This is a genomic window from Pseudomonas sp. Gutcm_11s, from assembly GCF_028649395.1.
In the GTDB taxonomy this organism is placed as follows: domain Bacteria; phylum Pseudomonadota; class Gammaproteobacteria; order Pseudomonadales; family Pseudomonadaceae; genus Aquipseudomonas.
In genome coordinates this window covers 412,105-429,458 of sequence record NZ_JAQSUW010000017.1, presented here as the reverse complement: position 1 = coordinate 429,458, position 17,354 = coordinate 412,105, and the positions used below count along the sequence as shown (strand labels likewise).

Genomic DNA, 17,354 nt, shown 5'->3' with positions numbered 1-17,354 from the left:
AATCGGCGGGCTTTTTCTTTTGCCTTGGACTCAGGCGCGTGAAGCGTTCTTGATCGACACCTGGGTATTCAGGGTCCAGAAGTCATAAAGCACGCCGAGCAGGAACAGGCCACCGGTGAGCAGATAGATGATCCCAGTGATCCACTTGCCCTGGTACATGCGGTGCACGCCGAACACGCCGAGGAAGGTCAGCAGAATCCAGGCGACGTTGTAGTCGGTGTCGCCGGCAGTGAAACGCTGGTCCGCCTCGCGATCCATCGCCGGAATCAGGAACAGGTCGATGATCCAGCCGATGAACAACAGGCCGAAGGTGAAGAACCAGATGGTCCCGGTCACCGGCTTGCCATAGTAGAAGCGGTGCGCGCCGAGGAAGCCGAAGATCCATAGCAGATAGCCGATGACCTTGCTGTGGGTATCCTGTCTCGTGTCCATGCCATTCTCCTTCTGTGGGCAGACGCGGGTTGGACCGGCGGCCCGTGCTGGGGTTGCCGGCAGCCAATAAAAAGCCCGCTTGCGCGGGCTTTGGCAAGAGGCGGTCTCAGCGGAAGCGCCGGCCCGGGTCCTCTTCGCTGACTTCCAGGCTCAGCCCTTCGGTCATCTGGGTCAGGTGCTCGCCATCGGACTCCGAACCGAGCTTGATCATCAGGCGCAGGTCGTTCGCCGAGTCGGCGTAGAGCAGCGCATCTTCGTAGGTGATCTCGCCCTGGGTGTAGAGGTTGTACAGGGCCTGGTCGAAGGTCTGCATGCCCATCTCGGTGGAGCGCTTCATCAGGCCCTTGAGCTCGTGCACCTCGCCCTTGCGGATCAGGTCGGCGGCCAGCGGGGTGTTGATCAGTACCTCGATCACCGCGCGGCGACCCTTGCCATCCGGCGTCGGCACCAGCTGCTGGGCGACGATGGCCTTGAGGTTGAGCGACAGGTCCATCCACACCTGGTTCTGCCGATCCGGCGGGAAGAAGTTGATGATCCGGTCCAGCGCCTGGTTGGCGTTGTTGGCGTGCAGGGTGGCCAGGCACAGGTGGCCGGTCTCGGCGAAGGCCACGGCGTGGTCCATGGTCTCGCGGGTCCGCACCTCACCGATCAGGATCACGTCCGGCGCCTGGCGCAGGGTGTTCTTCAGCGCCACTTCGAAGGATTCGGTGTCGATGCCGACCTCGCGCTGGGTGACGATGCAGTTCTGGTGCTGGTGGATGTACTCGATCGGGTCTTCGATGGAGATGATGTGGCCGCTGGTGTTCTTGTTGCGATAGCCGATCATCGCCGCCAGCGAGGTGGACTTACCGGTACCGGTTGCACCGACGAACAGCACCAGGCCGCGCTTGGTCAGCGCCAGCTTCTTCAGCACCTCGGGCAGCTTGAGGTCATCCAGAGTCGGGATGTTGGTCTCGATGCGGCGCAGTACCATGCCGGCCAGGTTGCGCTGGTAGAAGGCGCTGACGCGGAAACGGCCGACGCCACGGGCGCTGATGGCGAAGTTGCACTCGTGGTTCTCGGCGAATTCGCGACGCTGCTGCTCGTTCATCACCGAGTGCACCGTCTCGCGGGTCTGCTCCGGCGACATGGGGTTCTTGGTCACCGGCATGATCTTGCCATTGACCTTCATAGAAGGAGGTACGCCCGCGGTGATGAACAGGTCGGAACCGCCCTTCTCCACCATCAGACGCAGCAGCTTTTCAAATTCCATCTTTCCCGCCCGTGTTTCTCGTATACGGCCGCCGCAGACGCGGCGACGTCATTATTGTTAGAAGTTTTCCGGCTGCTTGGCCTTCTCGCGGGCCGCGTCGCGGTTGACCAGGCCCTTGGCCAGCAGGTTCTTCAGGCAGGCATCGAGGGTCTGCATGCCCAGCGCGCCGCCGGTCTGGATCGCCGAGTACATCTGCGCCACCTTGTCCTCGCGGATCAGGTTACGGATGGCTGGGGTGCCGATCATGATCTCGTGGGCCGCAACCCGACCGCCGCCGATCTTCTTCAGCAGGGTCTGCGAGATCACCGCCTGCAGCGACTCGGAAAGCATGGAGCGAACCATGGACTTCTCCTCGGCCGGGAACACGTCGACCACCCGGTCGATGGTCTTGGCGGCGGAGGTGGTGTGCAGGGTGCCGAACACCAGGTGACCGGTTTCCGCGGCGGTCAGCGCCAGGCGGATGGTCTCCAGGTCACGCATCTCACCCACCAGGATGATGTCCGGGTCTTCCCGCAGGGCCGAACGCAGGGCCTCGGTGAAGCCGTGGGTGTCACGGTGCACCTCGCGCTGGTTGACCAGGCACTTCTTCGACTCGTGAACGAATTCGATCGGGTCTTCGACGGTGAGAATGTGGTGGTACTTGTTGTTATTGATGTAGTCGAGCATCGCCGCCAGGGTGGTCGACTTGCCCGAGCCGGTCGGGCCGGTGACCAGCACCAGGCCACGCGGCACATCAGAAATTTTCTTGAATATCTCGCCCATGCCCAGGTCTTCCATGCTCAAGACCTTGGAGGGAATGGTCCGGAACACGGCGCCGGCGCCGCGGTTCTGGTTGAAGGCGTTGACCCGGAAGCGCGCCACACCTGGCACTTCGAAGGAGAAGTCGGTTTCGAGGAATTCCTCGTAATCCTTGCGCTGCTTGTCGTTCATGATGTCGTAGATCAGCGCGTGGACCTGCTTGTGGTCCATTGCCGGCAGGTTGATCCGCCGTACATCGCCATCGACGCGAATCATCGGCGGCAGACCCGCCGAGAGGTGCAGGTCCGACGCGCCTTGCTTGGCACTGAAGGCAAGCAGCTCGGTAATATCCATGGGACTCCCCAATCCAATGCAAGCGGGTAGAATGCCGCAGACCCCTGACGGGCGGGCTATAGAGCGCGAGTAATGTCCACGATAGCAGAGAATATTGCAAAGGTTCGCGAGCGTATCCGTGAGGCGGCGCAAGCCTCGCAACGCGATTCCGAGGCGGTTGGCCTGCTCGCCGTGAGCAAGACCAAACCCGCTGCCGCGGTACGCGAGGCCAGCGCATGCGGCCAGCGCGACTTCGGCGAGAACTACCTGCAGGAGGCCTTGGCCAAGCAGGCCGAGTTGGCCGACCTGGACCTGATCTGGCACTTCATCGGCCCCATCCAGTCGAACAAGACCAAGCCGATCGCCGAACACTTCCACTGGGTGCACTCGGTGGACCGCCTGAAGATCGCCCAGCGCCTGTCCGAGCAACGCCCCGCGCACCTGCCGCCGCTGAACATCTGTCTGCAGGTGAATGTGAGCGGCGAGGCCAGCAAGTCCGGCTGCACGCCGGAAGAGCTGCCGGCCCTGGCACAGGCGGTTACACAACTGCCCGGGCTGCGCCTGCGCGGATTGATGACAATCCCCGAACCGACCGACGATGCTCAGGCCCAGCACGAGCCACTGGCGCGCCTGCGCCAGCTGCGTGATGGTCTGAATCTCGACCTCGACACCCTGTCCATGGGCATGAGCCAGGACCTGGAGGCCGCCATTGCCGAAGGCGCCACCTGGGTGCGCATCGGTACCGCACTGTTCGGCGCCCGCGACTACGGCTCGGCCCACTGACGGCACGCCACATTAATTAAGGAAGGACGCAAGATGAGTCACCCCCGCATCGCCTTCGTCGGCGCCGGCAACATGGCGACCAGCCTGATCGGCGGCCTGCTCGCCCAGGGCATCCCGGCCAGCCACATCCGCGCCAGCGAGCCGGGCGCCGAGCAACGCGCCAAGGTCGCCGCCGAGTTCGGCATCGAGCTGTTCGAGAACAATGCCGAGGCCGTTGCCGGTGCCGACGTGGTAGTGCTGGCGACCAAGCCGCAGGTGCTCAAGAATGTGAGCCTGGCTCTGGCGCCCAGCCTGCAGCCGGGCCAGCTGATCGTCTCCATCGCCGCCGGCATCCCCTGCGCCAGTCTGAGCGCCTGGCTCGGCGACCTGGCCATCGTGCGCTGCATGCCCAACACTCCGGCCCTGTTGCGCCAGGGCGTCAGCGGCCTCTATGCCAATGGCATGGTATCCGCTGACCAGCGCCAGCAGGCCGAGCAACTGCTGAGCGCCGTCGGCCTGGCCCTGTGGCTGGATGAAGAGCAACTGATCGACGCCGTCACTGCCGTGTCCGGTAGCGGACCCGCCTATTTCTTCCTGCTGATCGAAGCGATGACCACCGCCGGCGAGAAGCTCGGCCTGCCGCGCGAGACCGCCGCCCAGCTGACCCTGCACACCGCCCTGGGCGCCGCGCGCATGGCCACCGAGAGCGATGTCGACGCCGCCGAACTGCGCCGCCGCGTCACCTCGCCCAACGGCACCACCGAGGCGGCGATCAAGAGCTTCCAGGCCGGCGGCTTCGAGGCCCTGGTCCAGCAGGCGCTGGACGCCGCCGCCAAGCGCTCCGCCGAACTCGCCGAACAACTGGGTAAATAAGGAACCTTCATGTCCGGATTAGCCGAAGCCCTCATCTATATCATCCAGACCCTCGGCAGCCTGTACCTGCTGATCGTGCTGCTGCGCTTCATCCTGCAACTGGTGCGCGCCGACTTCTACAACCCGCTTAGCCAGTTCACCGTCAAGGCCACCCAGCCGCTGCTCAAGCCACTGCGTCGCATCATCCCCGGCTTCGGCGGACTCGACCTGGCCTCGCTGACTCTGGCGATCCTGGTGCAACTGGTACTGATGGTGGTGATCGTGCTGATCGCCGGTGCCAACCCCGCCGGCTTCGGCCTGCAGCTGTTGGTGTGGGCGATCATCTCGGTGACCTCGCTGTTCCTGAAGATCTTCTTCTTCGCCATGATCATCAGCGTGATCCTGTCCTGGGTCGCCCCCGGCAGCTACAACCCCGGTGCGCAGCTGGTCAACCAGATCTGCGAACCGCTGCTGGCGCCGTTCCGCAAGCTGCTGCCGAACCTCGGTGGCCTGGATATCTCGCCGATCTTCGCTTTCATGGCCCTGCACCTGATCGACCGCTTCGTGATCGGCAACCTGGCCGCCATGAGCGGCATGCCGGCCGTGCTCAGCCCCTTCATCTGAGGTGGGCTGGTTCCGCTGGGACGGTGACGACCTGATCCTCGACTGTCACCTGCAGCCCAAGGCGAGCAAGGATGAGTTCGCCGGGCTGCACGGCGAGCGCCTGAAGATCCGCCTCACCGCGCCGCCGGTGGAAGGCAAGGCCAACGCCCAGCTAATGGCCTTTCTCGCCGGCGTCTTCGGTGTCGCCAAGAGCCAGGTCAGCCTGGAGAGTGGCGAACTGAACCGGCAGAAGCGCGTGCGCATCCGCGCGCCGCGCCAGTTACCGGACCTGCCAGGCATGACCGCCCGGTCGCCCTGAGCGACCTTCGAGCCGAAGTTGTGAAGCGGGCCAATTGACGCGCGCGTTGGCCACCGCATAATGCGGCCATCTCCGGCAAAGCCGCGGGCAATTCTGCCGTTGCGCGCCGCACACCGTTTGTCGAAGCAGGAGTCATCGGATGAGCATGGAACGTCTCAGCCAGCAGGTGGATGCCTACGTCGCCTGGAAACGCGAGCTGATGCGCGAGATCACGCGCTATCGCAGCTGGCTGGCGCACAACCGCCTCGGCTCGGACGCCATGGACGCGCGCCTGGAGCGCGCCCTGCGCATCCTGCGCACCGACCACATCACCCTGGCCTTCGTCGGCGAGTTCTCCCGCGGCAAGACCGAGCTGATCAACAGCCTGTTCTTCTCCGAGTACGGCCAGCGCATGCTGCCGTCGCACGCCGGGCGCACCACCATGTGCCCCACCGAACTGTTCTTCGACCCGCGCTCGGAACGCTCCTACATCCGCCTGCTGCCGATCGAGACACGCATGGCCGATGCCAGCGTGGCGCAGTTCAAGCGCATTCCGCGGCACTGGGTGAACATCCCCCTCGATGCTACCGACCCGGACAACATGGCCCTGGCCTTCGCCCAGGTGGCCAAGACCAAGCCGATGGCGGTGGAGCAGGCGATCCAGCTCGGCTTCCTGCCCGAGATGCTGGAGCCGGCCGGCAAGCCCGGCCAGGTGCTGGTGCCGGCCTGGCGCCACGCCATGGTCAACTTCGACCACCCGCTGCTGCGCCAGGGCCTGCGCATCCTCGACACCCCCGGTCTCAACGCCCTCGGCAGCGAGCCGGAGCTGACCCTGTCGATGCTGCCCAGCGCCCAGGCGATCATCTTCCTGCTGGCCGCCGACACCGGCGTCACCGCCAGCGACATGACGATCTGGAAGGAGCACATCCGCCAGCTCGACGAAGACACCCAGGCCAGCCTGTTCGCCGTGCTGAACAAGATCGACGTGCTGTGGGACGACCTGGCCGGCGACGAATACGTCAACAAGGCCATCGGCCTGGTGCAGAACAGCACCGCCAAGCAGCTCGGCATCCCCGCCAGCAACGTGCTGCCGCTGTCGGCCAAGCAGGCGCTGATCGCCAAGGTGCGCCAGGACGAGGAGCTGCTCGCGCGCAGCCAGCTGGCCAACCTGGAGCAGTTGCTGTGCGAACGCATCGTCGCGCAGAAGGAGCGCCTGCTCGAGGAGCGCGTGGTCAACCAGGTGCTGGCCCTGCTCAACAACAGCCAACACGTGCTCAGCCTGCGTCTGGACAAGGTGCGCGAGCAGCAGGAGCTGCTCAACAACCACCAGAGCGACAACGGCCAGCTGCTGTTCGAGCTGACCGCCAAGACCAAGGAAGACCACAGCCAGCACCACAAGCGCTTGCTCGGCCTGAAGACCAACCAGCGCCTGCTGCGCCGCCAGGGCGACCTGCTGCGTGCTGCGGTGCGCCCGGAGCGCCTGGAAGAGCATCTGGCCCAGGTGCGCCAGGGCCTGGCCGGCAGCTGGACCACCCTGGGCATCAACCAGGCCATCGTGCAGTTCTTCCGCAACGTGGAGAACGACCTTGGCAACCTCGCCCACGAGGCCGAGATGGCCAACAAGATGGTCGCCGCCATCTACCGCCGGCACAACGAAGACAACCCGCTGCACGGCGTCGACGCCCCGCAGTTCAACAGCCAGCGCTACCAGCGCGAACTCAAGCAGCTGCGTGGCAAGGCCGACCGCTTCCGCCTGCAACTGAAGACCCTGCTCACCGAACAGCGCAGCCTGACCAAACGCTTCTTCGCCACCCTGGTGCAAGAAGTACTCGGCCTGCACCAGCGCCTGCGCGGCGAGGCCGAGCAGTGGGCCAACGATGCGCTGATGCCGCTGATGCAACACACCCTCGAACACAAGCAGATGCTCGAAACCCACATGCTGCGCCTCAAGGCCCTGGCCCAGGAGACCCAGCAGGCGCGCCAGCGTGGCCAGCAGCTGGCCGGCTATACCAGCCAACTGGAAACCCAGCTGGCCCAGGCCAACGAGATGCTCCGCGTGCTGCGCCGCCCGGCGCCGATCCAGCGCCAGGGCAAGGTCGTCACCCTGCCCACCGCGATTCGCTCGCAGAGCGCCGCCGACCCGGCCTAAGCCCTGCCAGATCAGCCGCTTAGCCACGGCCCCCGCGCTTGCTGCCGGGGGCCGTGCTCTTTAGACTGCTGCACTTTCCTGGAGCGAGAGCTGGCTCGATGCCGACCGTTTTCCCCGCAGATTCCGTCGGCCTGGTCACCCCCCAGACCGCCCATTTCAGCGAGCCGCTGGCGCTGGTCTGTGGCCGCAGCCTGGCCGACTACCAGCTGGTCTACGAGACCTACGGCACGCTCAACGCCACGGCCAGCAACGCCGTACTGATCTGCCACGCCCTCTCCGGCCACCACCATGCCGCCGGCTTCCACAGCGCTGAAGAGCGCAAGCCCGGCTGGTGGGACAGCTGCATCGGCCCCGGCAAGCCGATCGACACCGACAAGTTCTTCGTCGTCAGCCTCAACAACCTCGGCGGCTGCAACGGTTCGACCGGCCCCTCCAGCCTCAACCCGGCCAATGGCAAGCCGTACGGCGCCGACTTCCCGGTGATGACGGTGGAAGACTGGGTCAACAGCCAGGCACGCCTGGCCGACCAGCTCGGCATCCGCCAGTGGGCCGCCACCATCGGCGGCAGCCTCGGCGGCATGCAGGCCCTGCAATGGACCATCAGCCATCCCGAGCGCGTGCGCCACTGCGTGTGCATCGCCTCGGCGCCCAAGCTGTCGGCGCAGAACATCGCCTTCAACGAGGTGGCACGCCAGGCCATCCTCACCGACCCGGAATTCCACGGCGGGCACTTCCAGGACCAGGGCGTGATCCCCAAACGCGGCCTGATGCTGGCGCGCATGGTCGGGCACATCACCTACCTGTCGGATGACGCCATGGGCGAGAAATTCGGCCGCGAGCTGAAGACCGACAAGCTCAACTACGACTTCCACAGCGTGGAATTCCAGGTCGAGAGCTACCTGCGCTACCAGGGCGAGGAGTTCTCCGGGCGCTTCGACGCCAACACCTACCTGCTGATGACCAAGGCACTGGACTATTTCGACCCGGCCGCCGCCCATGACGGCGACCTGGCCAGGACCCTGAGCACGGCCAAGGCGGACTTCTGCCTGATGTCCTTCACCACCGACTGGCGCTTCTCGCCGGCGCGCTCGCGGGAGATCGTCGACGCCCTGCTCGCCGCCAAGAAGAACGTCTGCTACCTGGAAATCGACGCTCCGCAGGGCCACGACGCCTTCCTCATGCCGATCCCGCGCTACCTGCAGGGTTTCAGCGCCTACATGAATCGGATCGAGGTGTAAGCCATGCGAGCGGATCTGGAAATCATCCAGGAATGGATCCCGGCCGGCAGCCGCGTGCTCGACCTCGGCTGCGGCGACGGCGAGCTGCTGGCGCACCTGCGCGACCACAAGCAGGTCGGCGGCTACGGCCTGGAGATCGACCCGGAGAAGATCGCCAAGTGCATCGAGCACGGGGTCAACGTGATCGAGCAGAACCTCGACGAGGGCCTGGGCAACTTCGCCGACAACAGCTTCGACGTGGTGGTCATGACCCAGTCGCTGCAGGCCCTGAAGTACCCGGACAAGGTCCTGGCGGAGATGCTGCGGGTCGGCAAGACCTGCATCATCACCTTCCCCAACTTCGGCCACTGGCGCTGCCGCTGGTACCTGACCACCAAGGGCCGCATGCCGGTATCCGACTTCCTGCCCTACACCTGGTACAACACGCCGAACATCCACTTCTGCACCTTCGAAGACTTCGAGCGCCTGTGCCTGGCGCAGGGCGCGAAGGTAGAAGAGCGCCTGGCGGTGGACCACGAACATCGCCACAACCTGGGTAGCCGTCTTTGGCCTAACCTGTTGGGTGAGATCGGCATCTATCGCGTCAGCGGGTCCGGCCTGGCCGATCACCGCGTAGCCGTTTAACCCGCGACGCACCGGAGGACCTCTCATGCGCCGTTTCGCATCCCTGCTGCTCTGCCTGCTCTTCGCCCTGCCCGCGTTCGCCGAACGCAAACAGACCTTCGGCGAACTGGACGTGCACTACAGCGTGTTCAACTCCAGCTTCCTGCAGCCGAACATCGCCGCAGCCGCCGGCCTGACCCGCAGCAAGACGGTTGGCGTACTCAACGTCGCCGCGCTGAAGGAAGGCAAGGGCCAGGCCGCCAAGGTCAGTGGCACCCTGAAGAACCTGCTCGGCCAGACCACTGCGCTGCAGTTCAAGCAGGTGCTGGAGAGTGGCGCCGTGTACTACCTGGCCGAGTTCCCGCTGCGTGAGCGCGAGATGCTGACCTTCAGCATCAACGTGCAGATCGGCGATGACGCCCCGCACACCCTTACCTTCAACCAGGAAGTGTTCCCGGACGAATGACCATGCCCTTCAAAGAACTCGTACTGGCCAGCCACAACGCCGGCAAGCTCAAGGAACTCCAGGCCATGCTCGGCGAACACGTGCGCGTGCGCTCGGTGGGTGAGTTCTCCAGCATCGAGCCGGAAGAGACCGGCCTGTCCTTCGTCGAGAACGCCATCCTCAAGGCGCGCAACGCCGCCCGCGTGTCCGGCCTGCCGGCGCTGGCCGACGACTCCGGCCTGGCCGTGGACTTCCTCGGCGGCGCTCCCGGCATCTACTCGGCGCGCTATGCCGATGGCCAGGGCGATGCGGCCAACAACGCCAAGCTGCTCGATGCGCTGAAGGACGTGGCGGACGCCGAGCGCGGCGCCCAGTTTGTCTGCGCCCTGGCCCTGGTACGCCACGCCGACGACCCGCTGCCGATCATCTGCGAGGGCCTGTGGCACGGCAGCATCCTGCGCGAGGCCCGCGGCGCCGAGGGCTTCGGCTATGACCCGCTGTTCTGGGTGCCGGAGCGCGAGTGTTCCAGCGCCGAACTGGCCAGCGACGAGAAGAACCGCATCAGCCATCGCGCCCGCGCCATGGCGCTGCTCAAACAGCGCCTGGGATTGCAATGAACACGCCCGCCGGTGGCAGCTTCCAGCTGCCGCCACTCGCGCTCTACATCCACATCCCGTGGTGCGTGCGCAAATGCCCCTACTGCGACTTCAACTCCCACGCCGCCGGCCCGAGCCTGCCGGAAGAGGAGTACGTCGACGCCCTGCTGGCCGACCTGGATGCCGACCGCGAGCATATCTACGGCCGGGAGCTGACCTCGATCTTCTTCGGCGGCGGCACGCCCAGCCTGTTCTCAGCCAAGGCCCTCGGCCGGCTGCTGGAGGGCGTGCAACGCCGCGTGCCGTTCGCCGGTGACATCGAGATCACCCTGGAAGCCAACCCGGGCACCTTCGAGCAGGCCAAGTTCCGCGACTACCGCAGCCTGGGCATCAATCGCCTGTCGATCGGCGTGCAGAGCTTCCAGGAGGCCAAGCTCAAGGCCCTGGGTCGCATCCACGACGGCAACGAGGCGATCCGCGCCGCCGATATGGCGCGCGCCGCCGGCTTCGACAACTTCAACCTCGACCTGATGCACGGCCTGCCCGAGCAGAGCATCGAGGACGCCCTGTTCGACCTGCGCACCGCCATCGCCCAGGGCCCGACGCACCTGTCCTGGTACCAGCTGACCATGGAGCCCAACACGGTGTTCTGGAGTCAGCCACCCGAGCTGCCCGAGGACGACCTGCTGTGGGACATCCAGGAAGCCGGCCAGGCGCTGCTAGCCGCCGAGGGCTACGGACAATATGAGGTTTCCGCCTACGCCCAGGCCGGCAAGGCGGCGCGGCACAATCTCAACTACTGGACCTTCGGCGACTTCCTTGGCATCGGCGCCGGCGCCCACGCCAAGCTGAGCGCGCCGGACGGGCGCATCCTGCGCACCTGGAAGACCCGCCTGCCCAAGGACTACCTGGATGCGACCAAGGCCTTCCAGGCCGGCGAGCGCGTGCTGGACGCCGAGGAGCTGCCGTTCGAGTTCCTGATGAACGTGCTGCGCCTGACCGAGGGCGTACCCGCCGCGCTGTTCGAGCAGCGCACCGGCCTGCCGCTGGCCAGCCTGGACGCCGCACGACGCGAGGCCGAGACGCGCCAGTTGCTGCAGACCGACCCATCGCGCCTGGTCGCCACCCGCGAAGGCCAGCTGTTCCTCAACGATCTGCTGCAGCACTTCCTGCCCTGAGCCACGCCGTGCGCCAGCTCTCGGCAGCCCTGCCGACAGACGGTAAACTGCCTGCGCCCAACAATCACAACAAGGACCACCGATGGATCTCGTACTCGACCTGATCGCCACCCTCTCGCGCTGGTGCCGCGGCAACCTGTACGACATCTCGCTGGCCATCATGGCCACCCTCTTCGTGCTGTTCGGCCCTGGCATCAACGCCTGGGTGCAGCGCTCCATCGGCGGCCTCAACTTCGTCCTGCGCACCCTGATCTTCGTGCTGGTCTGCGCCATCGGCTACGGCCTGGCGATCGTCTTCCTCACGCCCTGGCTGGCCAAGGGGCTGGGCTACTTCAACAACTTCACCCTGTCACCCGTCCTGCTACTAGTCTTCTTCCTGATCGGCGTTCTGGCCGATCGCAGCTAGGGCGACCCACGGGGCGCCCGCAAGGAGCCCCATGAAGCCGATCAAGCACCTCTACCTGTATTTCCAGGACGGCCAGCGCCTGGCCCTGCGCCTGCCCCAGCAGAGCGACGATCCGGCCGCCGTCGCCCGCGCCCTGCGCAAGCAACTGGAAACGCCGTTCCTGAGCATCGAGGTCGACGGCGACCTGCTGCTGATCCCGCGCGAAAGCATCAAGTACCTGCAGGTATGCCCCATGCCCGTCGCCCTGCCGGAGCTGACCATCCTCGGCGCAGAGGTGATCGACTGATGCTGCAGAGCTGCGCTTAATCAGGCAGCCATCAAGCGCACCGGCCTCTATTGCCAATCAATCTAATCCCCCTCCCCCGCCTGGGTTTACAGTTAATCCAGGCAATTACAGGGAGATGGGTAATCCATGCAAATCAACGGTTACAGCGGCAATCTGCCGCCCTCGACCCAGGTCATCAACAAGTACGGCCCAGCCAACCCAGAACAGGTAAACAAGGTTGTGGACGCTACTTCCGACCGAGTCGCAGAGCGCCAGGAAAGCCGCGAACTGAGCCAGGCCGCCAAGCGCGATGCGGCTACGCAGATCTACAGCGCCAACACGCAGCAAAGGCAGATCGAAACCTATCTGGCAGTGGCCAGCGAAGGCGAAGTCGAGAGCCAGCCGACGCCGTTGGAGACCGTGACGGAACTGCGCGAGACGCAAGAGCGGAACGACCGGGCCCAGAACATCGCAGACATTGCCAGCCGCCCCGAGCGGCCCGAGACCGAACCGGCCAGGCCGGAGCCCTACGCAGCAACCTATGCCTGAGCCGTCAGGCGGACAGGCATAAAAAAAGCCGCCCTAGGGCGGCTTTTTCATTGGCCTGCAGCTTACAGCTGCGGACCGGCGTTGCGGATGGCGTCGGAGACGTCGAACTTCTTGAAGTTCTCGACGAACTGCTGAGCCAGGCCCTTGGCGGCTTCGTCGTAGGAGTTCTGGTCGCCCCAGGTGTTGCGCGGGTTGAGCAGGTTGGTCTCGACGCCCGGAACGGCCTTCGGCACGCTCAGGTTGATGATCGGCAGCTGCTCGGTCTCGGCACCGACCAGAGCACCGCTCTGGATGGCAGCGATCACGCCACGGGTGGTCGGGATGTTGAAGCGCTTGCCGACGCCGTAGCCACCACCGGTCCAGCCGGTGTTGACCAGGTAAACCTTGGAGTTGAAGCCGCGGATACGCTTGATCAGCAGCTCAGCGTACTCGCCAGCCGGACGCGGGAAGAACGGCGCGCCGAAGCAGGTGGAGAAGGTCGACTTGATGCCGCCGCCCGAACCCATTTCGGTGGAACCGACCAGCGCGGTGTAGCCGGACAGGAAGTGGTAGGCAGCCTGTTCTTCGCTGAGGATCGACACGGGCGGCAGTACGCCGGTCAGGTCGCAGGTCAGGAAGATCACGGCATTCGGCTCGCCACCGAGGTTCTTCTCGGAGCGCTTCTCGACCAGCTCCAGCGGGTAGGCCGCGCGGCTGTTCTGGGTCAGGCTGTCGTCGGCGTAGTTCGGTACGCGGTTCTCGTCGAGGACCACGTTCTCCAGTACGGCGCCGAACTGGATGGCTTTCCAGATCACCGGCTCGTTCTTCTCGGACAGGTCGATGCACTTGGCGTAGCAACCACCCTCGATGTTGAACACCACGCCTTCGCCCCAACCGTGCTCGTCGTCACCGATCAGGTAACGGCTCGGGTCGGCGGACAGGGTGGTCTTGCCAGTGCCGGACAGGCCGAAGAACAGGGTCACGTCGCCTTCTTCGCCGATGTTGGCGGCGCAGTGCATCGGCAGCACGTCGGCTTCCGGCAGCAGGAAGTTCTGCACGGAGAACATGGCTTTCTTCATTTCACCGGCGTAGCGCATGCCAGCCAGCAGGACTTTCTTGGCGGCGAAGTTGATGATCACGCAGCCATCGGAGTTGGTGCCGTCGCGCTCGGGTACGCACTCGAAGTTGGCGACGTTGAGGATCTGCCACTCGGCCTTGGCACCCGGGTTGTAGGTTTCCGGGTTGATGAACAGGCAACGGCCGAACAGGTTCTGCCAGGCGGTCTGGGTGGTCATCTTGACCGGCAGGTAGTGCGCATCGGCGGAACCGACGTGCACGTGGGAGACGAAGTGCTCCTGACCGGCGTTGAAGGCCTCGACGCGGGCCCACAGGGCATCGAACTTGTCAGCCGGGAACGGGCGGTTGATGTTGCCCCAGGCGATCTTGGAATCGGTGCTCGGCTCCTGGACGATGAAGCGGTCAGCCGGAGAGCGACCGGTACGATGGCCGGTGCGGACGACCAGAGAACCGTTGGCGGCCAGTTCACCCTCGCCACGGCTGATGGCCTCTTCGACCAGTTGGGCGGCGCTGATGTCGGTGTAAACGGTGGTGTTGGCTTGCGTCATGTGGGTCCCCGTCGGCCGTGGCCGAGTTTCCGATCATTGTGTAGTGGCCTGTGAAGACCACTACAGCAGTAAAAAAGTCGCGGGAGTATGCCAGAAAAGCTTTTTCCTTGGCAGCCTCTTGTCCGCTATAGCCTTCAATAGAGTGCGGCTATCGAACTCAGTGGCGCGTTGCCGACGGCGCCTGGCTGTCGCCGGTGGCGAACAGCTGGGCGACGTCGCTGGCATCGAACAGGTAGCGCTGGTTGCAGAACTGGCAGTCGATCTCGACCTGGCCACCGCTCTCCTCCACCAGCGCCTCGGCATCGGCCTGGCCGATGCTGACCAGCGCCCGTGCCGAACGCTCGCGCGAGCAGCTGCAGCGGAACTGCAACAGGCTCGGTTCGAACAAGCGCAGTTCTTCCTGGTGATAGAGGCGGTGCAGCAGGGTCTGGTTGTCCAGGCCCAGCAGTTCCTCGGCGCTCAGGGTATCGGCCAGGGTCAGCAGGTGGTTCCAGCTCTCCTCGCGCGCGTCGGCATCGGTCTGGTGCTGCGGCGGCAGCTGCTGCAGCAGCAGGCCGCGTGCGCGCTGGCCATCGGCTCGCAACCAGAAGCGCGTCGGCAGCTGCTCGGAAGTGGCGAAATAGGCGGTCAGGCTATCGGCCAGGGTCTCGCCCTCCAGCTCGACAATGCCCTGGTAGCGCTGGCCCTTGGCCGGGTCGATGGTCAGCGCCAGCACGCCATCGGGCATCAGCTCGCGCAGGCCGGCACCAGCGTCGACCGCCTCGGCGTCGTAGCGGGCAATGCCACGCACTTCGCGATCGCTAGAGCACTCGATCATCACCAGCGGCACCGGCCCGGAGGAACGCGCCTGCAGGATCAGCAGGCCATCGAACTTGAGGGTGCCGACCAGCAGGGCCGCAGCGGCCAGCATCTCGCCGAGCAGCTGGGCTACCGGCTGCGGGTAGGGATGCTTGGCCAGCACATGATGGTAGCTCTCGGCGAGACTGACCATCTCACCGCGGACGTCGTTGTCATCGAAGATGAAGCGCTGGGTGAAGTCGAACTGATGCATCGCAAACCGCCTGGCGAAAAGGGATGACGGGCCATCGGCGCCTGCAAACGAGCGCGCTGCGGAGTGTTGACCCAGGGAATGCAGCAGATTTTAAGTACAAACGCCGGCGTATCCAAGCCATGGAGCGATGGCCGGCCCTGCGCCTCAGTCGCCGCGCAGCCCGAGCAGCTGGCGGCGCTGCTTCTTGTTCGGTCGCCCGTCGGTCTGCACGCCGAGGGCGCCGGCCTTGCGCAGGGCCGCGGCCTGCTCGCGGCGGGCGATGCTGTCGGCGGTCTCCTCGTAGAGCAGCTGCGCCTCTGGCGCACCACGGCGCACCATGGACAGCGCGCGCACCACCACGGTCCGCTCGTCGAAGCCGGCGCGGATGACGTACTCATCGCCGAGCTTCGGCTCCTTGCCCGGCTTGCAGCGCTCGCCACGGCAATGCACCTTGCCGCCCTCGATGGCTTCCTTGGCCAGGGAGCGGGTCTTGTAGAAGCGCGCCGCCCACAGCCACTTGTCCAGGCGCACCTTGTCGTCTTTTTCGCTCATCGCTCGTCCAGAAAAACGTGGTTCACGGTGTGAATCTTGCCTGATGCAGTTGTCACATGGCGCATCTAGAATGCCTGCATCGTCCATGGAAGCCTGCATTGAAGACTTTCGACCACCTTTCCGTGATCGGCCTGCGCGAATGGATCAACCTGCCCGAGCTGGGCATGATCGGCCTACGCGCGAAGATCGACACCGGCGCCAGCACCTCGACCCTGCATGCCAGTGACATCGTGCCGTTCGAGCGCGATGGCCAGCGCTGGGTCCGCTTCACCGCGCACTTCGGCACCCTGGTGCAACGGCGCCATCCGTGTGAGGCCAAAGTAGTCACGGTAAAGACCATCAAGAGTTCCAACGGCCAGGCGCAGACCCGTTACGTGATCCGTACGCGCCTGACCCTGGGCGATCACAGCTGGCCGGTGGACTTCACCCTGGCCTGCCGCAAGACCATGCGCTACCGCGTACTGCTGGGCGCCCACGCACTGGTCGACGGCCAGTTGGTGGTCAACCCGGCGCTCACCTACGTCCAAGATAAACCGCAGCTTCCCATTCCCTCCGGTGCCCAATGAAGATCGCCATCCTGTCACGCAATCCGCGTCTGTACTCGACCCGTCGCCTGGTGGAAGCCGGCACGCAGCGCGGTCATGAGATGGTGGTGATAGACACCCTGCGCGCCTACATGAACATCGCCAGCCACAAACCGCAGATCCACTACCGCGGCCAGCCGCTGGAAGGCTTCGATGCGGTGATTCCGCGCATCGGCGCCTCGGTGACCTTCTACGGCTGCGCTGTGCTGCGCCAGTTCGAGATGCAGGGCGTGTTCCCGCTCAACGAATCGGTGGCCATCAGCCGCTCGCGCGACAAGCTGCGCTCGCTGCAGCTGCTGTCACGCAAGGGCATCGGCCTGCCGGTGACCGGCTTCGCCCACTCGCCGGACGACATTCCCGACCTGATCCAGATGGTCAACGGCGCACCGCTGGTAATCAAGGTGCTGGAAGGCACCCAGGGCATCGGCGTGGTGCTCTGCGAAACCGAAAAAGCCGCCGAGTCGGTGATCGAGGCCTTCATGGGCCTGAAGCAGAACATCATGGTGCAGGAGTACATCAAGGAAGCCGGCGGCGCCGACATCCGCTGCTTCGTGGTCGGCGACAAGGTCATCGCGGCGATGAAGCGTCAGGCCAAGCCCGGCGAATTCCGCTCCAACCTGCACCGCGGCGGTAGCGCCAGCCTGATCAAGATCACCCCGGAAGAACGCATGACCGCCATCCGCGCGGCCAAGGTCATGGGCCTGTCGGTGGCCGGTGTCGACATCCTGCGCTCCAACCACGGGCCGCTGGTGATGGAGGTGAACTCCTCGCCGGGCCTGGAAGGCATCGAGACCACCACCGGCCACGACGTGGCCAGCATCATCGTCCAGTACCTGGAGAAGAACGCCATGCCGGGGCAGACCCGGACCAAGGGCCGCGGCTGAG

Annotated in this window: 21 protein-coding genes; 15 read left to right on the top strand and 6 right to left on the bottom strand. The window is 65.2% G+C overall.

The annotated features are described in order from the left end of the window. Positions 1 to 30: 30 nt before the first annotated feature. From PTT45_RS20475 to PTT45_RS20465, 3 genes are all read right to left on the bottom strand, one after another. Positions 31 to 432 (bottom strand): NINE protein, encoded by a 402-nt coding sequence (locus PTT45_RS20475; protein WP_273815827.1) that lies wholly within the window; start codon positions 430 to 432, stop codon positions 31 to 33. A 106-nt stretch (positions 433 to 538) separates the two neighbouring features. Beyond that, the gene (locus PTT45_RS20470; RefSeq protein WP_273815826.1) at positions 539 to 1,684 is read right to left on the bottom strand and encodes a PilT/PilU family type 4a pilus ATPase; all 1,146 of its coding nucleotides are present in this window, start codon (positions 1,682 to 1,684) and stop codon (positions 539 to 541) included. Between the two features lie 57 nt (positions 1,685 to 1,741). Beyond that, a complete protein-coding gene (locus PTT45_RS20465; protein ID WP_273815825.1) occupies positions 1,742 to 2,776 on the bottom strand; it encodes a type IV pilus twitching motility protein PilT in 1,035 nt (344 codons plus the stop codon). Between the two features lie 72 nt (positions 2,777 to 2,848). On the opposite strand from PTT45_RS20465, the gene PTT45_RS20460 reads away from it, so the two are divergent. From PTT45_RS20460 to PTT45_RS20400, 13 genes are all read left to right on the top strand, one after another. Next, positions 2,849 to 3,538 carry a YggS family pyridoxal phosphate-dependent enzyme gene (locus PTT45_RS20460; RefSeq protein WP_273815824.1) on the top strand — a complete coding sequence of 230 codons (690 nt, stop codon included), beginning with the start codon at positions 2,849 to 2,851 and terminating at the stop codon, positions 3,536 to 3,538. 33 nt (positions 3,539 to 3,571) lie between these two features. Then, complete coding sequence (proC, locus tag PTT45_RS20455; RefSeq protein WP_273815823.1) at positions 3,572 to 4,390, top strand: pyrroline-5-carboxylate reductase; 819 nt, start codon at positions 3,572 to 3,574, stop codon at positions 4,388 to 4,390. Positions 4,391 to 4,399: 9 nt separating this feature from the next. Next, positions 4,400 to 4,993 carry a YggT family protein gene (locus PTT45_RS20450; RefSeq protein WP_273815822.1) on the top strand — a complete coding sequence of 198 codons (594 nt, stop codon included), beginning with the start codon at positions 4,400 to 4,402 and terminating at the stop codon, positions 4,991 to 4,993. Between the two features lies 1 nt (position 4,994). Next, positions 4,995 to 5,291: a DUF167 domain-containing protein gene (locus PTT45_RS20445; RefSeq protein WP_273815821.1), complete on the top strand. Its 297-nt coding sequence runs from the start codon at positions 4,995 to 4,997 to the stop codon at positions 5,289 to 5,291. Positions 5,292 to 5,430: 139 nt separating this feature from the next. Continuing rightward, the gene (locus PTT45_RS20440; RefSeq protein WP_273815820.1) at positions 5,431 to 7,419 is read left to right on the top strand and encodes a dynamin-like GTPase family protein; all 1,989 of its coding nucleotides are present in this window, start codon (positions 5,431 to 5,433) and stop codon (positions 7,417 to 7,419) included. Positions 7,420 to 7,517: 98 nt separating this feature from the next. Further along, entirely contained in the window at positions 7,518 to 8,657 is a 1,140-nt protein-coding gene (gene metX, locus PTT45_RS20435; RefSeq protein WP_273815819.1) for a homoserine O-succinyltransferase MetX, read from the top strand. Between the two features lie 3 nt (positions 8,658 to 8,660). Next, complete coding sequence (metW, locus tag PTT45_RS20430) at positions 8,661 to 9,281, top strand: methionine biosynthesis protein MetW (protein WP_273815818.1); 621 nt, start codon at positions 8,661 to 8,663, stop codon at positions 9,279 to 9,281. 25 nt (positions 9,282 to 9,306) lie between these two features. Next, a complete protein-coding gene (locus PTT45_RS20425) occupies positions 9,307 to 9,726 on the top strand; it encodes a DUF4426 domain-containing protein (protein ID WP_273815817.1) in 420 nt (139 codons plus the stop codon). A gap of 2 nt (positions 9,727 to 9,728) precedes the next feature. After that, the gene (gene rdgB / locus PTT45_RS20420; protein WP_273815816.1) at positions 9,729 to 10,322 is read left to right on the top strand and encodes an RdgB/HAM1 family non-canonical purine NTP pyrophosphatase; all 594 of its coding nucleotides are present in this window, start codon (positions 9,729 to 9,731) and stop codon (positions 10,320 to 10,322) included. Continuing rightward, positions 10,319 to 11,479: a radical SAM family heme chaperone HemW gene (gene hemW, locus PTT45_RS20415; protein ID WP_273815815.1), complete on the top strand. Its 1,161-nt coding sequence runs from the start codon at positions 10,319 to 10,321 to the stop codon at positions 11,477 to 11,479. Before rdgB ends, hemW begins: the two co-directional genes overlap by 4 nt. A gap of 82 nt (positions 11,480 to 11,561) precedes the next feature. Next, positions 11,562 to 11,885, top strand: a complete 324-nt coding sequence (locus tag PTT45_RS20410; RefSeq protein WP_273815814.1) for a DUF3392 domain-containing protein — start codon at positions 11,562 to 11,564, stop codon at positions 11,883 to 11,885. 31 nt (positions 11,886 to 11,916) lie between these two features. Continuing rightward, complete coding sequence (locus PTT45_RS20405) at positions 11,917 to 12,171, top strand: hypothetical protein (RefSeq protein ID WP_273815813.1); 255 nt, start codon at positions 11,917 to 11,919, stop codon at positions 12,169 to 12,171. Between the two features lie 126 nt (positions 12,172 to 12,297). Then, on the top strand, positions 12,298 to 12,699 hold the full coding sequence (locus tag PTT45_RS20400) for a hypothetical protein (protein ID WP_273815812.1): 402 nt from the start codon (positions 12,298 to 12,300) through the stop codon (positions 12,697 to 12,699). Between the two features lie 62 nt (positions 12,700 to 12,761). On the opposite strand, the gene PTT45_RS20395 is transcribed toward PTT45_RS20400, so the two are convergent. The 3 genes from PTT45_RS20395 to PTT45_RS20385 form a co-directional block, all read right to left on the bottom strand. After that, positions 12,762 to 14,303, bottom strand: a complete 1,542-nt coding sequence (locus PTT45_RS20395; protein ID WP_273815811.1) for a phosphoenolpyruvate carboxykinase — start codon at positions 14,301 to 14,303, stop codon at positions 12,762 to 12,764. Positions 14,304 to 14,460: 157 nt separating this feature from the next. Beyond that, the gene (gene hslO / locus PTT45_RS20390; RefSeq protein WP_273815810.1) at positions 14,461 to 15,354 is read right to left on the bottom strand and encodes an Hsp33 family molecular chaperone HslO; all 894 of its coding nucleotides are present in this window, start codon (positions 15,352 to 15,354) and stop codon (positions 14,461 to 14,463) included. A gap of 144 nt (positions 15,355 to 15,498) precedes the next feature. Beyond that, the gene (locus PTT45_RS20385; RefSeq protein ID WP_273815809.1) at positions 15,499 to 15,885 is read right to left on the bottom strand and encodes an RNA-binding S4 domain-containing protein; all 387 of its coding nucleotides are present in this window, start codon (positions 15,883 to 15,885) and stop codon (positions 15,499 to 15,501) included. 98 nt (positions 15,886 to 15,983) lie between these two features. Between PTT45_RS20385 and rimB the strand changes: the two genes are divergently transcribed. Continuing rightward, positions 15,984 to 16,451 carry a retropepsin-like aspartic endopeptidase RimB gene (gene rimB / locus PTT45_RS20380; protein WP_443218217.1) on the top strand — a complete coding sequence of 156 codons (468 nt, stop codon included), beginning with the start codon at positions 15,984 to 15,986 and terminating at the stop codon, positions 16,449 to 16,451. Next, positions 16,448 to 17,353: a 30S ribosomal protein S6--L-glutamate ligase gene (gene rimK, locus PTT45_RS20375; RefSeq protein WP_273815808.1), complete on the top strand. Its 906-nt coding sequence runs from the start codon at positions 16,448 to 16,450 to the stop codon at positions 17,351 to 17,353. Before rimB ends, rimK begins: the two co-directional genes overlap by 4 nt. Position 17,354: the final 1 nt, after the last annotated feature.